This is a genomic window from Streptococcus sp. K0074 (assembly GCF_048843365.1).
GTDB classification, from domain to species: domain Bacteria; phylum Bacillota; class Bacilli; order Lactobacillales; family Streptococcaceae; genus Streptococcus; species Streptococcus mitis_BM.
Map to the genome: position 1 here is coordinate 1,255,154 of NZ_CP184836.1, position 22,188 is coordinate 1,277,341.

At 35.9% G+C, this 22,188-nt stretch carries 20 protein-coding genes and 1 pseudogene; all 21 read left to right on the forward strand.

Annotated features, from left to right (window positions below):
* Position 1: 1 nt before the first annotated feature.
* Complete coding sequence (locus ACN076_RS06095) at positions 2–367, forward strand: MobC family plasmid mobilization relaxosome protein (protein WP_002933308.1); 366 nt, start codon at positions 2–4, stop codon at positions 365–367.
* Positions 354–2,183 carry an SAG1250 family conjugative relaxase gene (locus ACN076_RS06100; RefSeq protein ID WP_420789595.1) on the forward strand — a complete coding sequence of 610 codons (1,830 nt, stop codon included), beginning with the start codon at positions 354–356 and terminating at the stop codon, positions 2,181–2,183. Before ACN076_RS06095 ends, ACN076_RS06100 begins: the two co-directional genes overlap by 14 nt.
* Positions 2,184–2,286: 103 nt before the next feature.
* Complete coding sequence (locus tag ACN076_RS06105) at positions 2,287–2,511, forward strand: helix-turn-helix domain-containing protein (protein ID WP_000919629.1); 225 nt, start codon at positions 2,287–2,289, stop codon at positions 2,509–2,511.
* A gap of 415 nt (positions 2,512–2,926) precedes the next feature.
* Positions 2,927–3,670 carry a CPBP family intramembrane glutamic endopeptidase gene (locus ACN076_RS06110; RefSeq protein WP_420789596.1) on the forward strand — a complete coding sequence of 248 codons (744 nt, stop codon included), beginning with the start codon at positions 2,927–2,929 and terminating at the stop codon, positions 3,668–3,670.
* Between the two features lie 431 nt (positions 3,671–4,101).
* Positions 4,102–4,719, forward strand: a complete 618-nt coding sequence (locus tag ACN076_RS06115) for an SAP domain-containing protein (RefSeq protein ID WP_420789597.1) — start codon at positions 4,102–4,104, stop codon at positions 4,717–4,719.
* A pseudogene (locus ACN076_RS06120) lies at positions 4,718–4,864 on the forward strand (ADP-ribosylglycohydrolase family protein); the annotation flags it as partial. The gene ACN076_RS06115 and the pseudogene ACN076_RS06120, both read left to right, overlap by 2 nt.
* A gap of 133 nt (positions 4,865–4,997) precedes the next feature.
* Positions 4,998–5,882 carry a diacylglycerol/lipid kinase family protein gene (locus tag ACN076_RS06125; RefSeq protein ID WP_420789598.1) on the forward strand — a complete coding sequence of 295 codons (885 nt, stop codon included), beginning with the start codon at positions 4,998–5,000 and terminating at the stop codon, positions 5,880–5,882.
* A 162-nt stretch (positions 5,883–6,044) separates the two neighbouring features.
* Positions 6,045–7,787, forward strand: coding sequence for a glycoside hydrolase family 13 protein (locus tag ACN076_RS06130; protein WP_203175431.1), 1,743 nt, complete (start codon positions 6,045–6,047; stop codon positions 7,785–7,787).
* 119 nt (positions 7,788–7,906) lie between these two features.
* Positions 7,907–8,218, forward strand: a complete 312-nt coding sequence (locus tag ACN076_RS06135) for a hypothetical protein (protein ID WP_000420558.1) — start codon at positions 7,907–7,909, stop codon at positions 8,216–8,218.
* 3 nt (positions 8,219–8,221) lie between these two features.
* Complete coding sequence (locus tag ACN076_RS06140; protein WP_203175430.1) at positions 8,222–8,950, forward strand: alpha/beta hydrolase; 729 nt, start codon at positions 8,222–8,224, stop codon at positions 8,948–8,950.
* Positions 8,951–9,427: 477 nt separating this feature from the next.
* Complete coding sequence (gene ylqF / locus ACN076_RS06145; RefSeq protein ID WP_420789599.1) at positions 9,428–10,279, forward strand: ribosome biogenesis GTPase YlqF; 852 nt, start codon at positions 9,428–9,430, stop codon at positions 10,277–10,279.
* The gene (locus ACN076_RS06150; protein ID WP_261048130.1) at positions 10,266–11,045 is read left to right on the forward strand and encodes a ribonuclease HII; all 780 of its coding nucleotides are present in this window, start codon (positions 10,266–10,268) and stop codon (positions 11,043–11,045) included. The genes ylqF and ACN076_RS06150 overlap by 14 nt, the downstream gene beginning before the upstream one ends.
* 16 nt (positions 11,046–11,061) lie before the next feature.
* Positions 11,062–12,612, forward strand: a complete 1,551-nt coding sequence (locus ACN076_RS06155) for a chloride channel protein (protein WP_420789600.1) — start codon at positions 11,062–11,064, stop codon at positions 12,610–12,612.
* 167 nt (positions 12,613–12,779) lie between these two features.
* Positions 12,780–14,171, forward strand: a complete 1,392-nt coding sequence (pgdA, locus tag ACN076_RS06160) for a peptidoglycan-N-acetylglucosamine deacetylase PgdA (protein ID WP_420789601.1) — start codon at positions 12,780–12,782, stop codon at positions 14,169–14,171.
* Positions 14,172–14,247: 76 nt separating this feature from the next.
* Complete coding sequence (locus ACN076_RS06165) at positions 14,248–15,090, forward strand: aldo/keto reductase (RefSeq protein WP_420789602.1); 843 nt, start codon at positions 14,248–14,250, stop codon at positions 15,088–15,090.
* A gap of 269 nt (positions 15,091–15,359) precedes the next feature.
* On the forward strand, positions 15,360–15,737 hold the full coding sequence (locus ACN076_RS06170; protein WP_261045278.1) for a GFA family protein: 378 nt from the start codon (positions 15,360–15,362) through the stop codon (positions 15,735–15,737).
* Positions 15,738–15,766: 29 nt separating this feature from the next.
* Positions 15,767–16,684: a glycine--tRNA ligase subunit alpha gene (glyQ, locus tag ACN076_RS06175; RefSeq protein ID WP_000038733.1), complete on the forward strand. Its 918-nt coding sequence runs from the start codon at positions 15,767–15,769 to the stop codon at positions 16,682–16,684.
* A 211-nt stretch (positions 16,685–16,895) separates the two neighbouring features.
* Complete coding sequence (gene glyS, locus ACN076_RS06180; RefSeq protein WP_420789603.1) at positions 16,896–18,932, forward strand: glycine--tRNA ligase subunit beta; 2,037 nt, start codon at positions 16,896–16,898, stop codon at positions 18,930–18,932.
* Positions 18,933–18,974: 42 nt separating this feature from the next.
* A complete protein-coding gene (locus ACN076_RS06185; RefSeq protein WP_000371299.1) occupies positions 18,975–19,232 on the forward strand; it encodes a DUF896 family protein in 258 nt (85 codons plus the stop codon).
* An 828-nt stretch (positions 19,233–20,060) separates the two neighbouring features.
* A complete protein-coding gene (locus tag ACN076_RS06190) occupies positions 20,061–20,792 on the forward strand; it encodes an ABC transporter ATP-binding protein (RefSeq protein ID WP_420789604.1) in 732 nt (243 codons plus the stop codon).
* Between the two features lie 17 nt (positions 20,793–20,809).
* Positions 20,810–22,126, forward strand: coding sequence for a beta-carotene 15,15'-monooxygenase (locus ACN076_RS06195; protein ID WP_420789605.1), 1,317 nt, complete (start codon positions 20,810–20,812; stop codon positions 22,124–22,126).
* Positions 22,127–22,188: the final 62 nt, after the last annotated feature.

Consider the following 22,188-nt stretch of genomic DNA (forward strand, 5'->3'; position numbering starts at 1 on the left):
AGTGGAGCACCGATATAGAACAAATTTAAAAAAAGTTTTTCTATCTGATTTAGAATTAGTCAAATTGAATGAAAATATCTCAAAAAGTAACTGCTTATCATTCTCAGAATATGCTAGACGAACTCTACTAGATCCTGGTATGAATTTTATCACCATTGATACAAATAGTTATCAAGATTTGATTTTTGAATTAAAACGAATCGGAAATAATATTAATCAAATAGCCAGAAGCATAAATTATTCGAACTTAATAACGGAAGTTGAATTAGATGAATTGAGAAAAGGTATAGAAGAGTTAATAGTAGAAGTGGAGAAAGATTTTCTTATCCAATCTGAAAAATTGAGGAAATTTTATGGTCATCACTAAACACTTTGCGATACATGGAAAAAATTATCGTTGTAAATTAATTAAATATATTTTGAATCCAAGTAAAACAAAAAACCTAACACTAGTTTCAGATTTTGGTATGAGAAATTATTTAGATTTTCCAAGTTATAAAGAACTAGTGAAGATGTACAATGATAATTTTTTAAGTAATGATACTCTTTATGAATTTCGTCATGATAGGCGAGAAGTAAATCAACGAAAAATTCATTCTCATCACTTCATTCAGTCCTTTTCTCCAGATGATCATCTAACTCCCGAACAAATCAATCGGATTGGTTATGAGACAGTTAAAGAGTTGACAGGAGGTAGATTTCGTTTCATTGTAGCAACACATGTCGATAAAGGTCATATCCACAATCACATCATTCTAAATTCAATTGATCAGAATTCTGATAAAAAGTTTCTATGGAATTATAAGTCAGAACGTAATCTACGAATGGTTTCAGATCGTCTCTCAAAAATTGCAGGTGCAAAGATTATAGAAAATCGTTATTCGCATCGTCAGTATGAAGTTTATCGAAAAACCAATTACAAATATGAAATAAAACAACGAGTATATTTTCTAATAGAGAACTCGAAAAATTTTGAAGATTTCAGGAAAAAAGCAAAAGCTTTACATTTAAAAATTGATTTTAGACACAAGCATGTTACTTTTTTTATGACTGATTCAAATATGAAACAAGTCATACGTGATGATAAATTGAATAGAAAACAACCTTATAATGAAACTTATTTTAAGCAAAAGTTTGTTCAAAGGGAAATTATAAACATCTTAGAATTTCTACTTCCGAAAATGAAGAATATGAATGAATTGATTCAACAAGCAGAATTTTTTGACTTAAAAATAATTCCGAAAGAAAAACATGTTCTATTTGAATTTAATGGGATTAAGCTTTCAGAGCAGGAATTGGGAAAAACGAATCAGTACAGTGTTAGTTATTTTCAAGACTATTTTAATAACAAAAATGAAACTTTTGTCTTAGATAATAAAAATTTAGTTGAACTTTACAATAAAGAAAAGCTAATTAAAGAAAAAGAGTTGCCGACAGAAGAGGTGTTATGGAAATCCTATCAAGATTTCAAGAGAAATAGGGATACTGTTCATGAGTTTGAAGTAGAGTTGAATCTTAATCAAATAGAAGAAGTAGTAGACGATGGAATTTACATTAAGGTACAGTTTGGTATCCGACAAGAAGGACTTATTTTTGTACCAAATATTCAAATCAATATGGAAGAAGAAAAAGTTAAAGTATTTCTCAGAGAAACTAGTTCTTACTATGTATATCATAAAGATTCAGCAGAAAAAAATCGCTTTATGAAAGGTAAAACTTTGATTAGGCAATTTAATGTTCAGTATGAACCGCAGTATATGTATAGAAGAATTCCTCTAAGCAAAATTAAAGAAAAAATAGAACAATTAGATTTTCTTATATCTGAGGAAAATAGTCCGAATGATTTTGAAGATATAACAAATGATTTCATTGCCCAAATATCATATCTAGAGAATATGATTGAACAAGTTCAAAATAAAATTAATGATTTAACTAATTTAGAAGAAGTATTGTTGAATGATACGACAAATAGTTCTAGCAATTTAGAAAATAGTATTCAAGGTAAAAGTTCAGTAGATATAATAGAGAAGGATTTATACTTCTATAAAGGAAGAATTGAAAAACTGAAGGAACAACATAGAGAAGCAATAAATTTATTTGAAATGTTTAATAAAACAATAAAGAAATATAAGAAAAAACAAAATATGAAATCTATTGAGGAAAATGAGATACATTTAGAGTAAACAGTTTCCTAAAAAGTATATATAGAATAGTTTCATGTGCCAATTTGTCACATATTTAAAAATAAGAAAATAACTATATTATACTTGTTTTAGGAGACAACAAATGTTGAAAAGGATTAGAGATTTACGTGAAGATGATGATTTGACACAAGAATATATTGCGAAAATCGTTTTGAATTGTACAAGATCATCTTATTCTAAAATGGAAGCTGGTAGCAGGCTAATCTCTATAAATGACCTTATCAAACTTGCAGATTTTTATAAGGTGAGTCTAGATTACCTTGTAGGTCGAGTGGATAATAAAGAAGACCATTACTCCAAAAAGTAGTAGGTTAAGAAAGCACATTGACAATTGAATAGTCCAAAATGGTACTTTCCTCATTTGTGGAGCAGTTTTGAATGGCTCGCCATGATAAGAGCGATATTAAAACCATCAATAAAATAGAGCGATACTTTATATGCCATGATACAAATGATATACAATGATACTTCTGACCGTTCAGGCTGCCAACGTAAAAGAGCAGCAAGTGAAATTCTTATGATGACTTCATCAGTCATGCCACGTGGAGTGTGTAGCTTTGCTGGTAAAAGCATAGAAAGCTTGGTATGAATCAATAATGAAAAGCCTTGATTGTAAGGCTTTTTTGTGTTTTTATGATAGAATATAGGTAGTTATAATCGAGAGCAACTAAGAAGCAGTAAAAAAATATTATACGTAGAATAATCAAGATTAGGAAGATAAAATGACAGAAATTGATAAAAGGAATTTAAAAAATTATCTTTATTGTACATTTGGAATTACTTATATAGCTTGGGGGATTCTTGCTATCTTTACGCAATCTCATATTTTTGGATTAGAAACGATTATAGGAAGAACTTTACATATAGTAGGTGCACTTGGACCAGCTATTGCCAGTGGCTTTTATTTGAAAAGGAATAATTTAAAATTTAAACATTTTGTATTTAGTAAGAAAGAAAATAGTAGTATTTATTTCATCATTCATTTGTTAGCAATTTTGATACTATTTTCTGTATCTTCCTTAGAATTAAACGGAGTATCAATTTATCTGATGCCATTATTCTTTATACAACTAATTTTTTTTGGTGGTGGACATGAAGAATTAGGATGGAGAGGAATATTACAACCGTTACTTGATAAAAAATATACTTATTGGCAATCTAATTTGATTGTAGGATCAATTTGGGGGATTTGGCATCTGCCTTTATGGTTTATAGTTGGAGAAAGCCATCAAGGATTTCCTTTTATTTTATTTTTTATATATACATTATTTTTAAGTTTTGTTTTAGGGCTTCTTTATCGTCAAACGAAATCTGTAGGGTACTGTCTATTATTTCATGCGTTCGCAAATTTGTTAAATCTCTATTTTGTGTTAAAAATTAATCTTATTTTTATTATCATATTTATTACTTATTTAATTTATACAATATTGGCGAGTAATAGAATTAGTAAGGAAACAACATTTTAAAATTTAGATCAGCATATCTTTTATTGAAAGTAACGATTTGCTAATTAGATGATCTATGTTAGAGAAATATCTATTATAATTTAAAGTGGAGTGATGAATGTCGTTTCTTTTGAAGTGGTGAAAATCTTTCCGTTCCACAGTATCATTCTAAAATGATTTTTACTGCCTTTCGTTGATTAGTATAAAAGAAGAATATTAACACACGTTGAGGCGTATCACTACTTGTACGAGCTGAGGCATCAGCGAAGTAGAAGTAGATGCTCCATCTATGGGATAGGACTTGTAGAATGAGGGGGGAACCGACGAAATGATACGGTAAGTCTGGACCGCTGAGTGTGTGATTGTGAGCTTGAATTCTAAGTATGAACACAAGCAAATAGTAAGGTACTCTTTGAGTGAAAAAATAAATTGTTTTTGGTGGAGATGAAATATTGATAGAGAGCAGACTTGAGTTTGATAAAATCACATCCTTTGATGAGTTTAATAAATACTATTGGTATCGTGATGAACTTTCACAACTATGTAAATCATTAGGATTAGAATATAGAGGTACCAAACAAGAACTCAATCATATTATTGAGCAGTACTTTAAGGGGAATTTGATTAAAAAATCATCAATAAAAAGGAAAAAGAAACGAGTGGAAGCTATTGCCTTAGATACGCCCTTACTTGAGTGTGGATTCTCCTTTAACACTTACTTTAGAGAATATTTCTCAACTTTAACAGATGTTTCACCCTTTAAATTTACTGCTGATATGGCTACAGCTTGGAGAAAAGTAAAAAGAGAAAATGATTCGATTTTTACAATCCAAGACATGCTAAAAGTTTATTATGGAAATTCAGACTATGCCAAGTATGATCATTCGGTTTGTCAATGGAACCAATTTTTAAAGGATTTCTGTGCAGACGAAAATAGTCGTAACTACTCCAATAAATTAAAAGTAGCTTCAACTCTTTGGAAAGAAGTTAGAAATTCAAGTAATGAAAAAAGTTATTCAAAGAATCTTTTGACTGAATATGCTGATAAAATAAAAGAGTATGATAAGTAGAAACTCCATCTCACTTGGTGGCGACAGTGATACTCTCGTAGCAATCACTGGTAGCATTGCAGAGGCAGCTTACGGCATTCCTAATTGGATAAAGGATAAGACCTACTCTTACTTGGATGAACACTTAAAGGATGTAGTTATGTGATGGGAAAATAAAAGTCTATTAATCTCCAGTACGTCAGATTTCTCTTTTCTGTATTTTCATTGTATAATAGGGATACATTTAATTTCATATAATGAAATATAAAGATTTCTAACGAATATTAAGGAGAAAATTAATGAAAAAAGCAATGGTAATTATCAACCCTACCTCTGGTGGGGAAAAGGCTTTGGATTACAAAGATAAGCTGGAGAATAAAGTCAAAGAATACTTTGATCGCGTGGAAACCAAAATTACCGAAAAGGCGCTGGATGCAACACATTTCGCTGAAGAGGCGTCTCGTGAGCAGTACGATGCAGTGGTTGTTTTTGGTGGAGATGGGACTGTTAATGAAGTCATTTCGGGTATTGCTGAGAGAGACTACATTCCTAAGTTAGGGATTATCCCAGGCGGTACGGGTAACCTCATTACAAAACTTTTGGAAATCAATCAAGACATCGATGGCGCAATTGATGAACTCGATTTTAACTTAACCAATAAGATTGATGTCGGTAAAGCGAATGACAATTATTTTGGTTATATCTTTAGTATCGGTTCTCTTCCTGAAGCGATCCACAATGTGGAAATCGAGGACAAGACAAAATTCGGTATTTTAGCCTATGCTGTAAATACCATGAAGTCTGTCATGACGGATCAGGTCTTTAACATTAAGGTTGAGACAGAAAATGGAAATTATATTGGTGAAGCGAGCCATGTTTTGGTTCTCTTGACAAATTACTTCGCTGACAAGAAAATCTTTGAAGAAAACAAGGATGGCTATGCCAACATTTTGATTCTAAAAGATGCTTCTATATTCTCTAAATTATCCGTTATTCCTGATTTACTAAAAGGGGATATTGTCGCAAATGATAATATCGAGTATATCAAAGCTCGTAATATTAAAATCTCTTCGGATAGTGAATTGGAGTCAGATGTTGACGGCGATAAATCGGATAACCTACCTGTAGAAATCAAGGTACTGGGCCAACATATTGAAGTCTTTTCAAAACCGAAAGAGGAATAGTATATAGACAAAGCCTTTTTTAAGGCTTTTTGTATACTTTAAAAGATAGTTCATTTAAAAATGGACCATTCTTGCAAATAGTTTACAAAAATAGTATACTGGATTTATTGGTTTTGAAAACGTTTGCGTAAAATTTGAATGAATACTTTAGGAGACAAATTGATGGAATTAAGCGCTATTTACCATAGGCCTGAGTCGGAGTTTGCCTATCTTTATAAGGATAAGAAGCTTCATATTCGGATTCGAACTAAGAAAGAGGATATTGAAAGCATCAACTTGCATTATGGTGATCCTTTTATTTTTATGGAAGAGTTTTATCAGGATACAAAAGAAATGACCAAGATAACTTCTGATGTCTTATTTGGCTATTGGCAGGTTGAAGTGTCAGTTGACTTTGCACGTATCCAGTATCTCTTTGAACTCACGGATACAGAAGGCCAAAGTATTTTGTATGGCGATAAAGGGTGTGTGGAAAATTCTCTAGAAAATCTTCATGCCATTGGAAATGGATTTAAGTTACCTTATATACATCAAATTGATGCCTGCAAGGTTCCTGACTGGGTTTCAAATACGGTATGGTATCAGATATTTCCTGAGAGATTTGCCAATGGAAATGCTCTATTAAACCCAGAAGGGACTTTAGACTGGGAGTCATCTATCACACCTCAGAGTGATGATTTCTTTGGTGGTGATTTACAAGGCATTATTGACCATCTAGATTACTTGCAAGACTTGGGCATTACTGGACTTTATCTTTGTCCCATCTTTGAATCTACGAGCAATCATAAGTACAATACGACAGATTACTTTGAAATTGACCGTCATTTTGGGGACAAGGAGACCTTTCGGGAACTGGTCGAGCAAGCTCATCAGCGTGGCATGAAAATCATGCTGGATGCTGTATTTAATCATATTGGTTCGCAATCTCCTCAATGGCAAGATGTTATCGAAAACGGTGAGGAGTCTGCTTACAAAGATTGGTTCCATATTCAACAATTCCCGGTGACGACTGATAAACTAGCCAACAAGAGAGAGTTGCCTTATCATGCTTTTGGTTTCGAGGACTATATGCCTAAGCTAAATACAGCCAATCCAGAGGTCAAGGACTATCTATTAAAGGTTGCGACTTATTGGATTGAAGAGTTTAATATCGATGCTTGGCGTTTGGATGTGGCTAATGAGATTGACCATCAGTTTTGGAAGGATTTTCGTAAGGCAGTTCTAGCTAAAAGGCCTGATCTTTATATCCTTGGAGAAGTCTGGCATAGGTCTCAGCCTTGGCTAAATGGAGATGAGTTCCATGCTGTCATGAATTATCCTTTATCTGATAGCATCAAGGACTATTTCTTACGAGGAATTAAGAAGACAGACCAGTTCATCGATGAAATCAATGGCCAGTCTATGTATTACAAACAGCAGATTTCAGAAGTGATGTTTAATCTCCTAGACTCGCATGATACAGAGCGAATCTTGTGGACGGCCAATGAGGATGTGCAACTGGTTAAATCAGCCCTAGCCTTTCTCTTTTTACAAAAAGGGACACCGTGCATCTATTACGGAACAGAGTTATCCTTGACTGGCGGTCCAGACCCAGATTGCCGTCGTTGTATGCCTTGGGAACGCGTATCAAGTGATAATGACATGCTGAACTTTATGAAGAGGCTGATAAAGATTCGCAAACACGCGTCAGAAATCATTTCGCATGGCAAGTATAGCCTCCAAGAAATTAAACCTGATCTAGTGGCCTTGGAATGGAAATACCAAGGCCGGCTCCTTAAAGCGATCTTTAACCAATCAAAAGAAGATTATCTTTTAGAAAAGGAAGCAGTAGCACTAGCAAGCGATTACCAAGAATTAGAGAATCAGCTTGTGATCTCTCCAAAAGGTTTTGTGATTTTTCATTAAAGAGCAATTATGAGCGACAGGAAAATTGTAGTATAGAGAAGATTTTACAAACAGACTATTTGTCGTCTTGCTACAATTGGTATATAATTTAACTTAGCGAACATAGGAGGACTAATCGAATGGAATTAAAAGATTTTACAGAAAAAGAACAGGAAATGATTAAGAAGGGGCTGACTACGTCTAAGATTAGTGACAAGGAAACTGCTGAGAAGATTCTTGCGCTCGTCCCACAAGACTTGATTAAGCGAATTCCGTTTTTTGTCAGAAAGCATGCTACGACACGTACTATTAAACGCATTTCAATTGAACACCCTGAACTATACGCTGTAGCCCAAACAAGTGGTGAAATTCCAGAAAAAGAACGCGAAGAATTGCGCCAGATTATCACGACTATCTTTGAACAAAAGATGAATAAGCATAGTATTAAGTAGAGAATGAAGACATTTTTTATTGGCGGTTTGGGAAGCAATGTCTATCATAGCAAGGATTTTCTTCAAGAACTAAATTCGCAGATTTATTTTCTAAATCCATATGATAAGCATCTTCGAGATGAAACAGAATTGAAATCATGGTTTAAAAATGAGATTGTAGAGGAAGAATCTATATGTCTGATAGGTCATTCTCTTGGAGGAGATTTGGCGCGTTATCTTGCATCGGAATTTTATGAAGTGAAAAAACTAATTCTTTGGGATGGTGGCTATCTAGATTTAGATAAGATTTTACCTTTAGATACAGAGTTAGAGGAAGTTAAAAACTATATCGAATCTCAAGTCGTTTCAGACTTAGCTCTTCTTATTTCTAAAGAGAAATCTGAAGCAAAGTATTGGTCAGAAAATATGGAGGAAGCTGTAAGACAGTCCTATCACTGGAATGCGGAGTATAATAGATATGAGTTGGCTATAAATTATGAAAATATAGAAGCGATCCTCCGCCTACGGAGGAAAATACAAGCTTTTAAGAGAGAAGTGGGAGCTACCTTGTTTATTAGTCCTCGCTATCCTAATGAAGCTACATGGAGAGAGGAAGCCCTAAAAGAATTGCCAGACTATTTTGATACTATTCTTCTAGAAAACTTTGGCCATGAGCTTTATACTGAAGCACCTAAAGAAATCGCTAGTCTAATTAATGAGTGGTTCTCTTATTCTTACTGGGCTATTGAATGAATTATCATAATTAATATATAGTTGATTAGAATAAGATATGAACAAATTGATGAGGAATATCAAATTAATTTGGGCTCTTTGTCAACTGTAGTAGGTTGAAGAAAAGCTAAGATCTAGAAAGGACGAAATTTGTCCTTTCTTTTTTGATATTTGATTCTTTGATATCGAGTGGTCTTGTGATAAAAGTAATGATTCCATATGATTTTTTCTATGGAACTTTTTCTACACAAAATAGACTCCATAATATCCATAGGGGATTTACCCACTACAAATATTATAGAGTCGCTTTTTCTATTCCGGGAGCTTGAAGGGCTATCATCGGACAAAATAGAGAAGGCATGATATAATATAAAGTAGATTTCTATGTAATTAAATAAGAACTGTTTGAACACCATTCATGTGAAAACTCTCTATGTTCAAGCGATAGTAAAATAAAATAGGGTATCTAAACCCTTGCTACGAAAGGAAAAAAACTCAATGGCTACTATTCAATGGTTTCCTGGTCACATGTCTAAAGCACGTCGACAGGTGCAGGAAAATTTAAAATTTGTTGATTTTGTAACGATTTTGGTGGATGCACGCTTACCTCTATCCAGTCAAAATCCTATGTTGACCAAAATCGTTGGTGATAAACCAAAACTCTTGATTTTAAACAAGGCGGACTTGGCTGACCCAGCAATGACCAAGGAATGGTGCCAGTATTTTGAATCACAAGGAATTCAGACGCTAGCTATCAACTCCAAAGAGCAAGTGACTGTAAAAGTTGTAACAGATGCGGCCAAGAAGCTCATGGCAGATAAGATTGCTCGTCAGAAAGAACGTGGTATCAAGATTGAAACCTTGCGTACCATGATTATTGGAATTCCAAATGCTGGTAAATCCACTCTCATGAACCGTTTGGCCGGTAAGAAGATTGCCGTTGTCGGCAATAAACCAGGTGTTACCAAGGGGCAACAATGGCTCAAAACCAATAAAGACCTGGAAATCTTGGACACACCAGGGATTCTCTGGCCTAAATTCGAAGACGAAACTGTTGCTCTTAAACTAGCCTTGACTGGAGCTATCAAAGACCAGTTACTTCCTATGGATGAGGTAACTATTTTTGGCCTCAATTATTTCAAAGAACATTATCCAGAAAAGCTGGCTGAACGCTTCAAACAAATGAAGATTGAAGAAAAAGCGCCTGTTATTATTATGAATATGACCCGTGCCCTTGGTTTCCGTGACGACTATGACCGCTTTTACAGTCTCTTCGTGAAGGAAGTCCGTGATGGCAAACTCGGTAACTATACCTTAGATACATTGGAAGACCTAGATGGTGACGATTAAAGAAATCAAAGAACTCCTTGCTACGGTCAAGGACCTTGATAGCCCTATTTTTCTAGATCTTGAAAAGGATAATCGCTCAGGAGTTCAAAAAGAAATCAGCAAGCGTAAAAAAGCCATTCAGGCAGAATTGGATGAGGATCTTCGTTTGGAATCCATGCTTTCCTATGAAAAAGAACTTTATAGGCAAGGATTGACATTAATTGCTGGTGTTGATGAGGTCGGCCGTGGTCCTCTGGCTGGACCTGTAGTCGCTGCAGCCGTTATTTTGCCTAAAAATTGTAAGATTAGATGTCTCAACGACAGCAAGAAAATTCCTAAAAAGAAACATCTAGAAATTTATCAAGCCGTTCAAAACCAAGCCTTGTCAATCGGGATTGGTATCATGGATAATCATCTCATTGACCAAGTCAATATCTATGAAGCAACCAAACTAGCTATGAAGGAAGCAATCTCCCAGCTCAGTCCTCAACCTGAACATCTCTTGATAGATGCCATGAAACTGGACTTGCCCATTTCACAAACATCTATCATCAAAGGAGATGCTAATTCCCTTTCAATTGCAGCAGCTTCTATAGTAGCCAAGGTGACACGTGATGAATTGATGAAGGACTACGATCAGCAGTTCCCTGGCTATGATTTCGCTACTAATGCAGGATATGGAACAGCTAAACACCTGGAAGGCCTCACAAAACTAGGAGTTACCCCAATTCACCGAACCAGCTTTGAACCCATTAAATCGCTGGTTTCAGGAGAAAAAGAAAGTTAAGTTAGAAGGAATGATTATGGAGGAACAGTCAGAAACACTAAGTTCCAAGAAAGAATTTGCCTTTGCCTCAAGCACCATATTATCCCAAGTTGGACGAGGAATCATCGTCGGTCTTGTCGTTGGAATTATCGTTGGATCCTTTCGTTTCTTAATCGAAAAAGACTTCCACCTGATACAAGGACTTTATCAAGATCAAGCGCACCTAGTGCGCAATCTTTTTATCATTGGTCTATTTTATTTAATAGTTTGTTGGCTCAGTGCGAAATTAACTCGATCAGAAAAAGATATCAAAGGCTCAGGAATTCCTCAAGTCGAAGCTGAATTAAAGGGATTGATGACTCTCAACTGGTGGGGAGTTCTTTGGAAAAAATATATTCTAGGAATTTTGGCTATTGCTAGCGGTCTTATGCTGGGGCGTGAGGGACCCAGTATTCAACTCGGAGCGGTTGGTGGTAAAGGAATTTCCAAATGGCTCAAATCCAGTCCAGTAGAGGAGCGTTCCTTGATTGCTAGTGGAGCTGCCGCTGGTCTAGCTGCAGCCTTTAATGCACCGATTGCAGGACTTCTCTTTGTGGTAGAAGAAGTTTATCACCATTTTTCACGCTTTTTCTGGGTATCTACTCTCGCAGCTAGTCTCGTAGCAAACTTTGTCTCACTGCTCATATTTGGCCTAACACCCGTACTGGATATGCCAGATAATATTCCACTCATGACCCTAGATCAGTATTGGATTTACCTCCTCATGGGAATTTTTCTGGGTCTTTCCGGTTTTCTCTATGAGAAAGCTGTACTCAATGTTGGTCGAGTTTATGACTGGCTTGGTGAAAAAATCTGTTTAGATAGAGCATATTATCCAATTCTTGCTTTTATCCTTATCATACCAGTCGGCATCTTCTTACCACAAATCCTTGGTGGTGGAAATCAGCTTGTCCTTTCCCTAACTGAGCAAGATTTTAGTTTCCAAGTTCTATTAGTTTACTTTTTGATTCGCTTTGTTTGGAGCATGATTAGTTATGGAAGTGGCCTTCCAGGAGGAATTTTCCTACCCATTTTGGCGCTTGGTTCATTGCTTGGAGCTCTAGTTGGTGTTATTTGTGTCAATCTTGGTCTTGTCAGTCAAGAGCAATTCCCTATATTTGTTATTCTGGGAATGAGTGGCTATTTTGGAGCAATATCTAAGGCTCCCTTAACTGCTATGATACTCGTAACTGAGATGGTAGGAGATATTCGCAACCTCATGCCACTTGGATTAGTAACCTTGGTCGCCTACATCATCATGGATCTACTCAAGGGTGCACCAGTCTATGAGGCTATGTTGGAAAAAATGCTGCCAGAAGAAGCGACAGATGAAGGAGAAGTCACACTTATTGAAATTCCTGTATCAGACAAAATCGCTGGAAAACAGGTTCATGAACTCAACTTACCACATAACGTACTCATCACCACCCAAGTTCATAATGGTAAGAGCCAAACCGTCAATGGTTCAACCAGAATGTATCTCGGAGATATGATTCATCTAGTGATTCCAAAAAGTGAAATTGGGAAAGTAAAAGATTTATTGTTGTAGGAGTTTTTACATAATTTATGTTATGTAAAAATAAACTTCTTAATTAAATATATTAGAAAACCGATTCTCAGCAATGAGATCGGTTATTTTTTAATAACCCTCTTTTTTAATATACTATTTCCTCCAAAATCATTGAAATTATAGCTTGAATTTGATATGATGGTCTTATGGATAAAAGTAGAGCAAAGCGTGAGAATCACGATAAGATAAGAATGAGTCTAATAGCCCTAGTAGCTATCTTTTCAGTAAGTATTTGTGTCCTTGGTTCGATGATTGGATACAAAGTATATACAAAGCAAAGTTTCGAACAAAAAATTGAGTCTTTAAAAAATGATAAAGATAATCAATTGAGTGAGGGAAATCAGAAAGATCATTTTCGTAAGGGACAAGCAGAAGTAATTGCCTATTATCCTCTCCAAGGGGAGCAAGTGATTTCATCTGTAAAAGAAATCATGACACAGGATATTAAGGAAAATCTGGAAGACAAAGAAAATCTGGTTTTTTATTATACGGAGAAACAGGATTCGACTTTAAAAGGGATTGTCAACCGAAGTGTGATGAAACAAGTCTATGATTTAACTTCTTCAAAAGTTGAAGAGACTGAAAAAACTAGTCTGGCAAAAGTACATTTGACAGAAGATGGTAAACCTTTTACCCTTGATCAATTATTTTCAGATGCTAGTAAGGCCAAAGAGAAACTGATAAAAGAACTGACTTCTTTCTTACAGGACAAGAAATTGGAGCAAGAAAAGATTGATCAGGTCGTTAAAGGTTTCTCTGACCAAGACTTGTCTGCATGGAATTTTGATTACAAGGATAGCCAAATTCTTATTTATCCGAGTCAGCCTGTTGAAAATCTGGATGAGATTGCCTTGCCAGTATCTAGTTTCTTTGAAGTTATTCAGTCCTCTTATTTATTAGATAAGGATGCCGAGCTATATAAGGCTTATTATGAAAAGAAAAATCGTAAAGTGGTGGCCTTGACTTTTGATGATGGACCAAATCCTGCAACGACAAATCAAGCATTAGATACACTTTCTAAGTATGGTATTAAGGCAACTTTCTTCGTTTTAGGTAAGAATGTTTCTGGCAATGAAGAAATTTTGAAACGCATGAAAGCAGATGGTCATGTCATTGGAAACCATAGTTGGAGCCATCCCGTTCTTTCAAAGCTTTCGCTTGATGACGCTAAAAAACAGATTACTGATACAGAGGATGCGCTAACTAAAGTGCTAGGTTCTAGTTCAAAACTCATGCGTCCGCCTTATGGGGCCATTACAGACGACATTCGCAATAGCCTCGACTTGAGTTTTATTATGTGGGATGTGGACAGTCTGGACTGGAAGAGTAAAAATGAAGCAGCTATCTTGACAGAAATTCAGCGTGAAGTTAAGAATGGTTCTATTATTCTCATGCATGATATCCATGCTGAGACGGTAAATGCTCTACCGAAGGTTATTGACTATTTGAAAGGGCAAGGTTATGACTTTGTAACCGTACCAGACTTGTTAGATTCTCGTCTTCAAGCTCACCAGCTTTACTACGACCGTGACCAATAATTTAAAAAATCTAAAGAGATAAGTTTTCATTGAGAATTTGTTTCTTTGGATTTTCTTCACATAGAAAGGAAAAATAATGAAATTTTATACTTTAAATAATGGCATTACGATTCCAGTTCTGGGTTTTGGAACTTGGAAAGCTGAAAATGGGGAGATTGCTTACCAAGCTGTCCTAGAGGCTTTAAAGGCAGGCTATCGCCATATCGATACGGCAGCTATCTATAAAAATGAAGAAAGCGTTGGTTGTGCTATTCAAGATAGTGGCGTTCCGCGTGAGGAAATTTTTGTTACCAGTAAACTCTGGAATACAAATCACAACTATGAGCAAGCTCGTCAGGCTTTTGAAGAGTCTTTAGAGAAGTTAGGCTTGGAATATTTGGATTTGTATTTGATTCATTGGCCAAATCCAAAACCGCTCAGAGAAAATGATCAATGGAAAATCCGAAATGCGGAAGTCTGGAGAGCGATGGAGGACCTCTATCAAGAAGGCAAAATACGTGCTATCGGGGTTAGTAATTTTCTTCCCCATCATTTGGATGCCTTGCTTGAAACAGCAACTATTGTTCCTGCGGTCAATCAAGTTCGCTTGGCGCCAGGTGTATATCAAGATCAAGTCGTAGCTTACTGTAGAGAAAAAGGAATTTTATTGGAAGCTTGGGGACCTTTTGGTCAGGGAGAATTGTTTGATAGTAAGCAAGTCCAAGAAATCGCAACAAATCACGGAAAGTCTGTTGCTCAGATAGCCTTGTCCTGGAGTTTAGCAGAAGGATTTTTACCGCTGCCGAAATCTGTCACAGAATCTCGTATTCAGGCTAATCTTGATTGTTTCGGAATTGAACTGAGTCATGAGGAGCGTGAAACTCTAAAAACGATTGCTGTTCAGTCTGGTGCTCCACGAGTTGATGATATGGATTTTTAGAAAATCATAAAAAGAATTGTACATTGTTCTAATTTTTGATATAATAGTCAGCAGGAAAGAAAGTCTTATGGCGTTCTTCAAGCGAGCTTGGGATAGTGGGAGCCAAGTAGGGCAAAATAAAGAACTGGCGCTTTCTGTACTATTTTCAAAAACAATGAAGTAATAAATTAGGGTGGAACCGCGTTTCTGACGCCCCTAGTCGCAAGGCTTGGGTGTTGGAATTCGGTTCTTTTTGAATTTCGTCTAATGCCTAAGTAGAAAGGAGCTTGATGCTTAAAGGATCTTGTTTATGTAAAGCAGTAACCTACACTCTAGATGAGGAATTATCTGAATTAGTGTTTTGCCATTGCTCATTCTGTCGGAAAGCAACTGCGTCTGCCTATACAGTTAATGCTAAAGTTAGCAGTAAAAAGCTAGTATTACATGGAAAAGAAAAGCTTGTTACTTATAGTTCTTCTCCAGGAAAACAGCGTTATTACTGCCAGAACTGTCATAGTCAAATTTTCACTGTTCAAGAAAATATACCAGAAGTCTGTGCTTTGAAATTAGGTACAATAGATGAATGCGATCAGAATTTACAAACTGTTCCCAAACGTCATATTTTTCAGGATCCAGCCTTTTCTTGGTTGCTTGATAAATCTATCTAAAAAGATAACATAAATTAAAGGAGTAAATAATGTCTAAAAAATTGACTTTCCAGGAAATCATCCTTACTTTGCAACAATTTTGGAATGACCAAGGTTGTATGCTCATGCAGGCTTATGACAATGAAAAAGGTGCGGGGACAATGAGTCCTTACACTTTCCTTCGCGCTATCGGGCCTGAGCCATGGAATGCGGCTTATGTAGAGCCATCACGTCGTCCTGCGGACGGTCGTTACGGAGAAAACCCTAACCGTCTTTACCAACACCACCAATTTCAAGTGGTTATGAAGCCTTCTCCATCAAATATCCAAGAACTGTACCTTGAGTCTTTGGAAAAATTGGGAATCAATCCTTTGGAACACGATATTCGTTTCGTTGAGGACAACTGGGAAAACCCATCAACTGGTTCAGCTGGTCTTGGTTGGGAAGTTTGGCTTGATGGGATGGAAATTACTCAGTTCACTTATTTCCAACAAGTCGGTGGATTGGCAACTGGGCCTGTGACTGCAGAAGTCACTTATGGTTTGGAACGCTTGGCTTCTTATATTCAGGAAGTAGACTCTGTCTATGATATCGAGTGGGCTGATGGTGTAAAATACGGAGAAATCTTTATTCAGCCTGAGTATGAGCACTCAAAATATTCGTTTGAAATTTCTGACCAAGAAATGTTGCTTGAAAACTTTGATAAGTTTGAAAAAGAAGCTGGTCGCGCCTTGGAAGAAGGATTGGTGCACCCTGCCTATGACTATGTTCTCAAATGTTCACATACCTTTAACCTGCTTGATGCGCGTGGTGCCGTATCTGTAACCGAGCGTGCAGGCTATATCGCTCGTATCCGTAACTTGGCCCGTGTCGTAGCCAAAACCTTTGTCGCAGAACGAAAACGCCTAGGCTACCCACTTTTGGATGAAGCAACACGAGCTAAACTCTTAGCAGAAGACGCAGAATAAAGAGAGTGACAAATTACGAAAATGGGCGAACAGAGTGAGCCCTGAGCCAGTTGCCGCAGTGATGAAGGTATCCTTAGTGAAACTAAGGATACTAGGCAAAATTGGAGACTTTTGGCTCCAATTTTAGCAATGAAACAACGAAGTTGGTTGCTTGCATGCCAATCACATAAGGCAAACTGGAAAATAAAAAGATATTTTTCGGAGAAAAAACATGACAAAAAACTTATTAGTAGAACTCGGTCTTGAAGAATTACCAGCCTATGTTGTTACACCAAGTGAAAAACAACTAGGCGAAAAAATGGCAGCCTTCCTCAAGGAAAACCGCTTGTCTTTTGAAGCTATTCAGACCTTCTCAACACCACGTCGTTTGGCTGTTCGTGTAACTGGTCTTGCAGACAAACAGGCTGATTTGACAGAAGATTTTAAGGGGCCAGCAAAGAAAATTGCCTTGGATAGTGATGGAAACTTCACAAAAGCAGCTCAAGGATTTGTTCGTGGAAAAGGATTGACTGTTGAAGATATCGAATTCCGTGAAATCAAGGGTGAAGAATATGTCTATGTCACTAAGGAAGAAATTGGTCAAGCAGTTGAAGCCATTGTTCCTGGTGTTGTAGATGTCTTGAAGTCATTGACTTTCCCTGTCAGCATGCACTGGGCTAACAACACCTTTGAATACATCCGCCCTGTTCACACTTTGACTGTTCTTTTAGATGAAGAAGAGTTTGATTTGGATTTCCTTGATATCAAGGGAGATCGTGTGAGCCGTGGTCATCGTTTCTTGGGACAAGAAACTAAGATTCAGTCAGCATTGAGCTATGAAGAAGACCTTCGTAAGCAGTATGTAATCGCAGATCCACGTGAACGTGAGCAAATGATTGTTGACCAAATCAAGGCAATCGAAGCTGAGCATGGTGTACGCATCGAGATTGATGCTGATTTGCTTAACGAAGTCTTGAACTTGGTTGAATACCCAACTGCCTTTATGGGAAGTTTTGATGCCAAATACCTTGAAGTTCCAGAAGAAGTTTTGGTGACTTCAATGAAAGAACACCAACGTTACTTTGTTGTTCGTGATCAAGGTGGCAAGCTCTTGCCAAACTTCATTTCTGTTCGTAATGGAAATGCAGAGTATTTGGAAAATGTCATCAAAGGAAATGAAAAAGTTTTGGTAGCTCGTTTGGAAGATGGAGAATTCTTCTGGCGTGAAGACCAAAAATTGGCGATTTCAGATCTTGTTGAAAAATTAAACAATGTTACCTTCCATGAGAAAATTGGTTCCCTTCGTGAACACATGATTCGTACTGGTCAGATTGCTGTACTCTTGGCAGAAAAAGCTGGTTTGTCAGCGGATGAAACGATTGACCTAGCTCGTGCAGCAGCCATTTACAAGTTTGACTTGTTGACTGGGATGGTTGGTGAATTTGACGAACTCCAAGGAATTATGGGGGAGAAATATGCCCTTCTTGCTGGGGAAACTCCAGCAGTGGCAGCTGCTATTCGTGAACACTACATGCCTACATCAGCTGAAGGAGAACTTCCAGAGAGCAAGGTCGGTGCAGTGCTTGCTATTGCAGATAAATTGGATACGATTTTGAGCTTCTTCTCAGTAGGCTTGATTCCATCAGGTTCTAATGACCCGTATGCCCTTCGTCGTGCGACGCAAGGTGTGGTTCGTATCTTGGATGCCTTTGGTTGGCACATTGCTATGGATGAGTTGATTGATAGCCTTTATGCTTTGAAATTTGACAGCTTGACTTATGAAAATAAGGCAGAGGTTATGGACTTTATCAAGGCTCGTGTTGATAAGATGATGGGTTCTACTCCAAAAGATATCAAGGAAGCTGTTCTTGCAGGATCAAATTTTGTTGTGGCGGATATGTTGGAAGCAGCAAGTGCTCTCGTAGAAGCAAGCAAGGAAGAAGACTTCAAACCATCTGTTGAATCACTTTCTCGTGCCTTTAACTTGGCTGAGAAGGCAGAAGGAGTTGCTACAGTTGATTCAGCTCTCTTTGAGAATGAAGAAGAGAAAACCTTGGCAGAAGCAGTAGAATCACTCGTTTTGTCAGGTTCTGCAAGTCAGCAATTGAAGCAACTCTTTGCGCTTAGTCCACTTATTGATAATTTCTTTGAGAATACCATGGTAATGGCAGAAGATCAGGCTGTTCGTCAAAATCGTTTGGCAATCTTGTCTCATTTAACTCAAAAAGCAGCTAAACTTGCACGTTTTAACCAAATCAATACCAAATAAAATCTGTTAAACGGATTAAATCTTATCATAAAGGAGAGAAACATGGATCCTAAAAAAATTGATCGTATTAACGAGCTTGCCAAAAAGAAAAAAACAGAAGGCTTGACCCCAGAAGAAAAAGTAGAACAAGCCAAACTACGTGAGGAGTACATCGAAGGTTATCGTCGCACTGTTCGTCACCACATCGAAGGGATCAAAATTGTGGATGAAGAAGGAAACGATGTTACACCAGAGAAACTACGTCAAGTTCAACGTGAAAAAGGATTACATGGTCGTAGTCTCGATGACCCAAATTCATGATAAATATTCTTTCTTTTAACAAAGATAGATGAAATAATACCAAAAGACTATCATACATAAATGAGCTGTACCTCAAAAGTTAGAGCTAGAAAATCTAACTTTTGAGGTGTTTTTATTTGAAAAAAGACAGTAAAAAAGCGCAAAAAATCAATTCCTGTGCTAGCGTGTAATTGAAATTTTTTAGTTTTGGCGTTAGAACTGTTTCCTCAGTCCTAGCCCCTTCTCTTTTTGATAAGTATGCTTGATGGAGAGTAGTTTGTAAATGAGTCTGAGAATCTTATGAGCATAAGAAATGACGGCTTTCATCTTGCTTACTCTTTGGGAAATTCGATTGTAAAAAGAAGAAAAAGCTGGATCCTTGGAATGTGCTGCAATTAATCCCGACATGGTCAAAGCCTGTTTTATTTAGCGATTTCCTTGCGTGATGTGTGAGGATTTTTTAATGCCAGCACTATAGGTTAAACATCTTTTTCTGTCATGAGTTAGCAGGCTCTGCCTGCTTAGAGTTTTACATATGCTCCTATTTTCGTTATAGCTAACTTTAATTCTCATTTATTAAGTATACCTAAGTTTTATGTTTAAATTTTGTATAGAAAAGCTGTACCTATTAATAAAGCTATGTTTACGCTTTCAATCAAGTCTCATTTATGATACTATTATGGTAATAGAAAAAATTCTTAGTTCGCTAAAGACCTTTATGCGAGATCCAGAGGAAATAGAAATTTTATCCATTAAAAATACGTTTCATAAGTTACTTACTTGTTATTAATAGAATTCCAATATTGTATAATTAAATCAAAGATGACACTGGAATCAGGAGGATTTATTATGGTTAATAATGTAGCTGTTAAAGTCTCAAACCTTTCAAAAGAATTTTTGTTAGGGCAAGACAAAACTGTCTCTATTTTGAAAGATGTTTCTTTATCTGTCAATTATGGGGAATTTGTATCAATACTTGGTGTCAGTGGTTCTGGAAAGTCTACTTTGCTCAGTTGCTTATCAAGTTTATCTGAACCAACAAGTGGCGAAGTTATTATCAATGGTGTAAATCCATATACTTTAAAAGAAGGGAATCTTGCTAAATTTAGAAGGCAAGATATTGCAATAATTTTTCAAAACTATAATCTAGTACCTGCTCTACCTGTACTAGAAAATGTTACACTTCCTCTGAGACTCTCAGGAAAGAGTGTTGATAGCAATAAAGTAAAAAAATTGTTGGATAGTTTGAATTTTAAAGCAGAACTATCATCATTAGTTGCTACCTTATCAGGTGGAGAACAGCAAAAAGTGGCTATTACTCGTGCAATAATAGCTGATAGTAAAATTATTTTTGCTGATGAGCCAACAGGAGCTCTGGACAGCGTCTCAAGAAAACTTATTTTTGAAACACTTCGTAATTTAGCGAGTCAAGGAAAATGTGTTTTTATGGTCACTCATGATATTGAGTTGGCTTCAAAAACTGACAGAGCACTCATTTTAAAAGACGGAAAAATATCTCGACAAATTATTAAACCTTCAGCTGATGAGCTCTACCAAGCACTTGAAAGTAGTAAAGATTAATTTGAGGAGGATTTATTATGCTAAAATTAATCATTTACCAATTTCAGTACTCAAAAAGACAATGGTTAGGAACAATACCATTACTATTTGTATCAAGCCTGATTGTTGGAACATCTTTATTTGGTATTGCTAGTTCAATAAAGACTGCTAATATTAACGCTTCACAACTTTTTCAAATGCTAATAATTTTTGGCGGGACTACTCTATTTTTCCTTATTTCAAATAATATTAGATTGCTAATAGATATCTTTAAAAAGGATTACCAATTGTGGGCTATCTTAGGCGCAAGCAGAACTCAGCTATCTTTATTAGTATCTGGACAGTTTTATTTAATGGCAGTGATTGTTAGTAGTATTGGTACAATACTTTCATTTATCATGGCAGATAGTTACTACAAATTTTTACAAAATTTATTAGGAAGAGATGAGTTACCTGATTTAGTTATTACAGCCAACATTCAATCAATTTTATTGAGTGTTTTTATAGTCCCAACAATTGTCGGGATAGGAGCTTACTTTTATTCAAGTCGAATACTTAAAATATCATCAATATTAAAACCAAAAAAGAAAAAAAGAAAAGTTACAGTAACTGGATTTGTTAATATATCTGTTCGTTTATTCCTATGGTTACTATGTATAGGTTCTATTGTTTCAGCAGGTTTTATCAGAAACAAAGAAATAATTGAAAAACAGTCAAGCATAATATTATTTTTATTAATTATTCACATCCTTATTATTCAATCACTATCTCCATCAATTCAAATGTTTCTAATAAAATTTTTAATGAGGATACTTCCAACTGAAAATTATGTAATTAATACATGCTTTTGGAATCTACTATCCAATCCTAGCTATTTGAAAAGTATACAAACTTCAATGAGCATGGGAGTAACTCTCATTTCTGGGTTTATTCTTTACACCCAAAATATGTATTCATTCATGAATACAGCAAACGGAGTAAACGAAGCAAGAGCTTCCTTTATTGCTTATCTGTCTGCTCCAATTATTCTGATTATTACTAGTTCTATTTCTCTTACAATTTTATCTTCTAATAAAGATATTGAGGACATTAAACAGTTAAAGACACTGGGAGTGTCAAGATTACAACTTTTTAAAATACGTATAGGCGAGGCAATAATACATTCGGTGTTAATTTTATTAGTGTCAGTAATTTTCAATTTAATTATTTTAATTTTAGTTAGCCTTATTGGCCAATTTTTAGGCCGTAGTTTAGTAGATATATCAGGTTTCTGGCAACCGAGTCTTATAGTTATTTCTTTGTTAGTTATTTTTTATAGTATTACAAAGGGATTTTATTTATTTCAAGATAGATAAATTGGAATAGTTACTGATTCAAAAAAATACAAACACGTTTCAATCATGACTTCCATTATAAA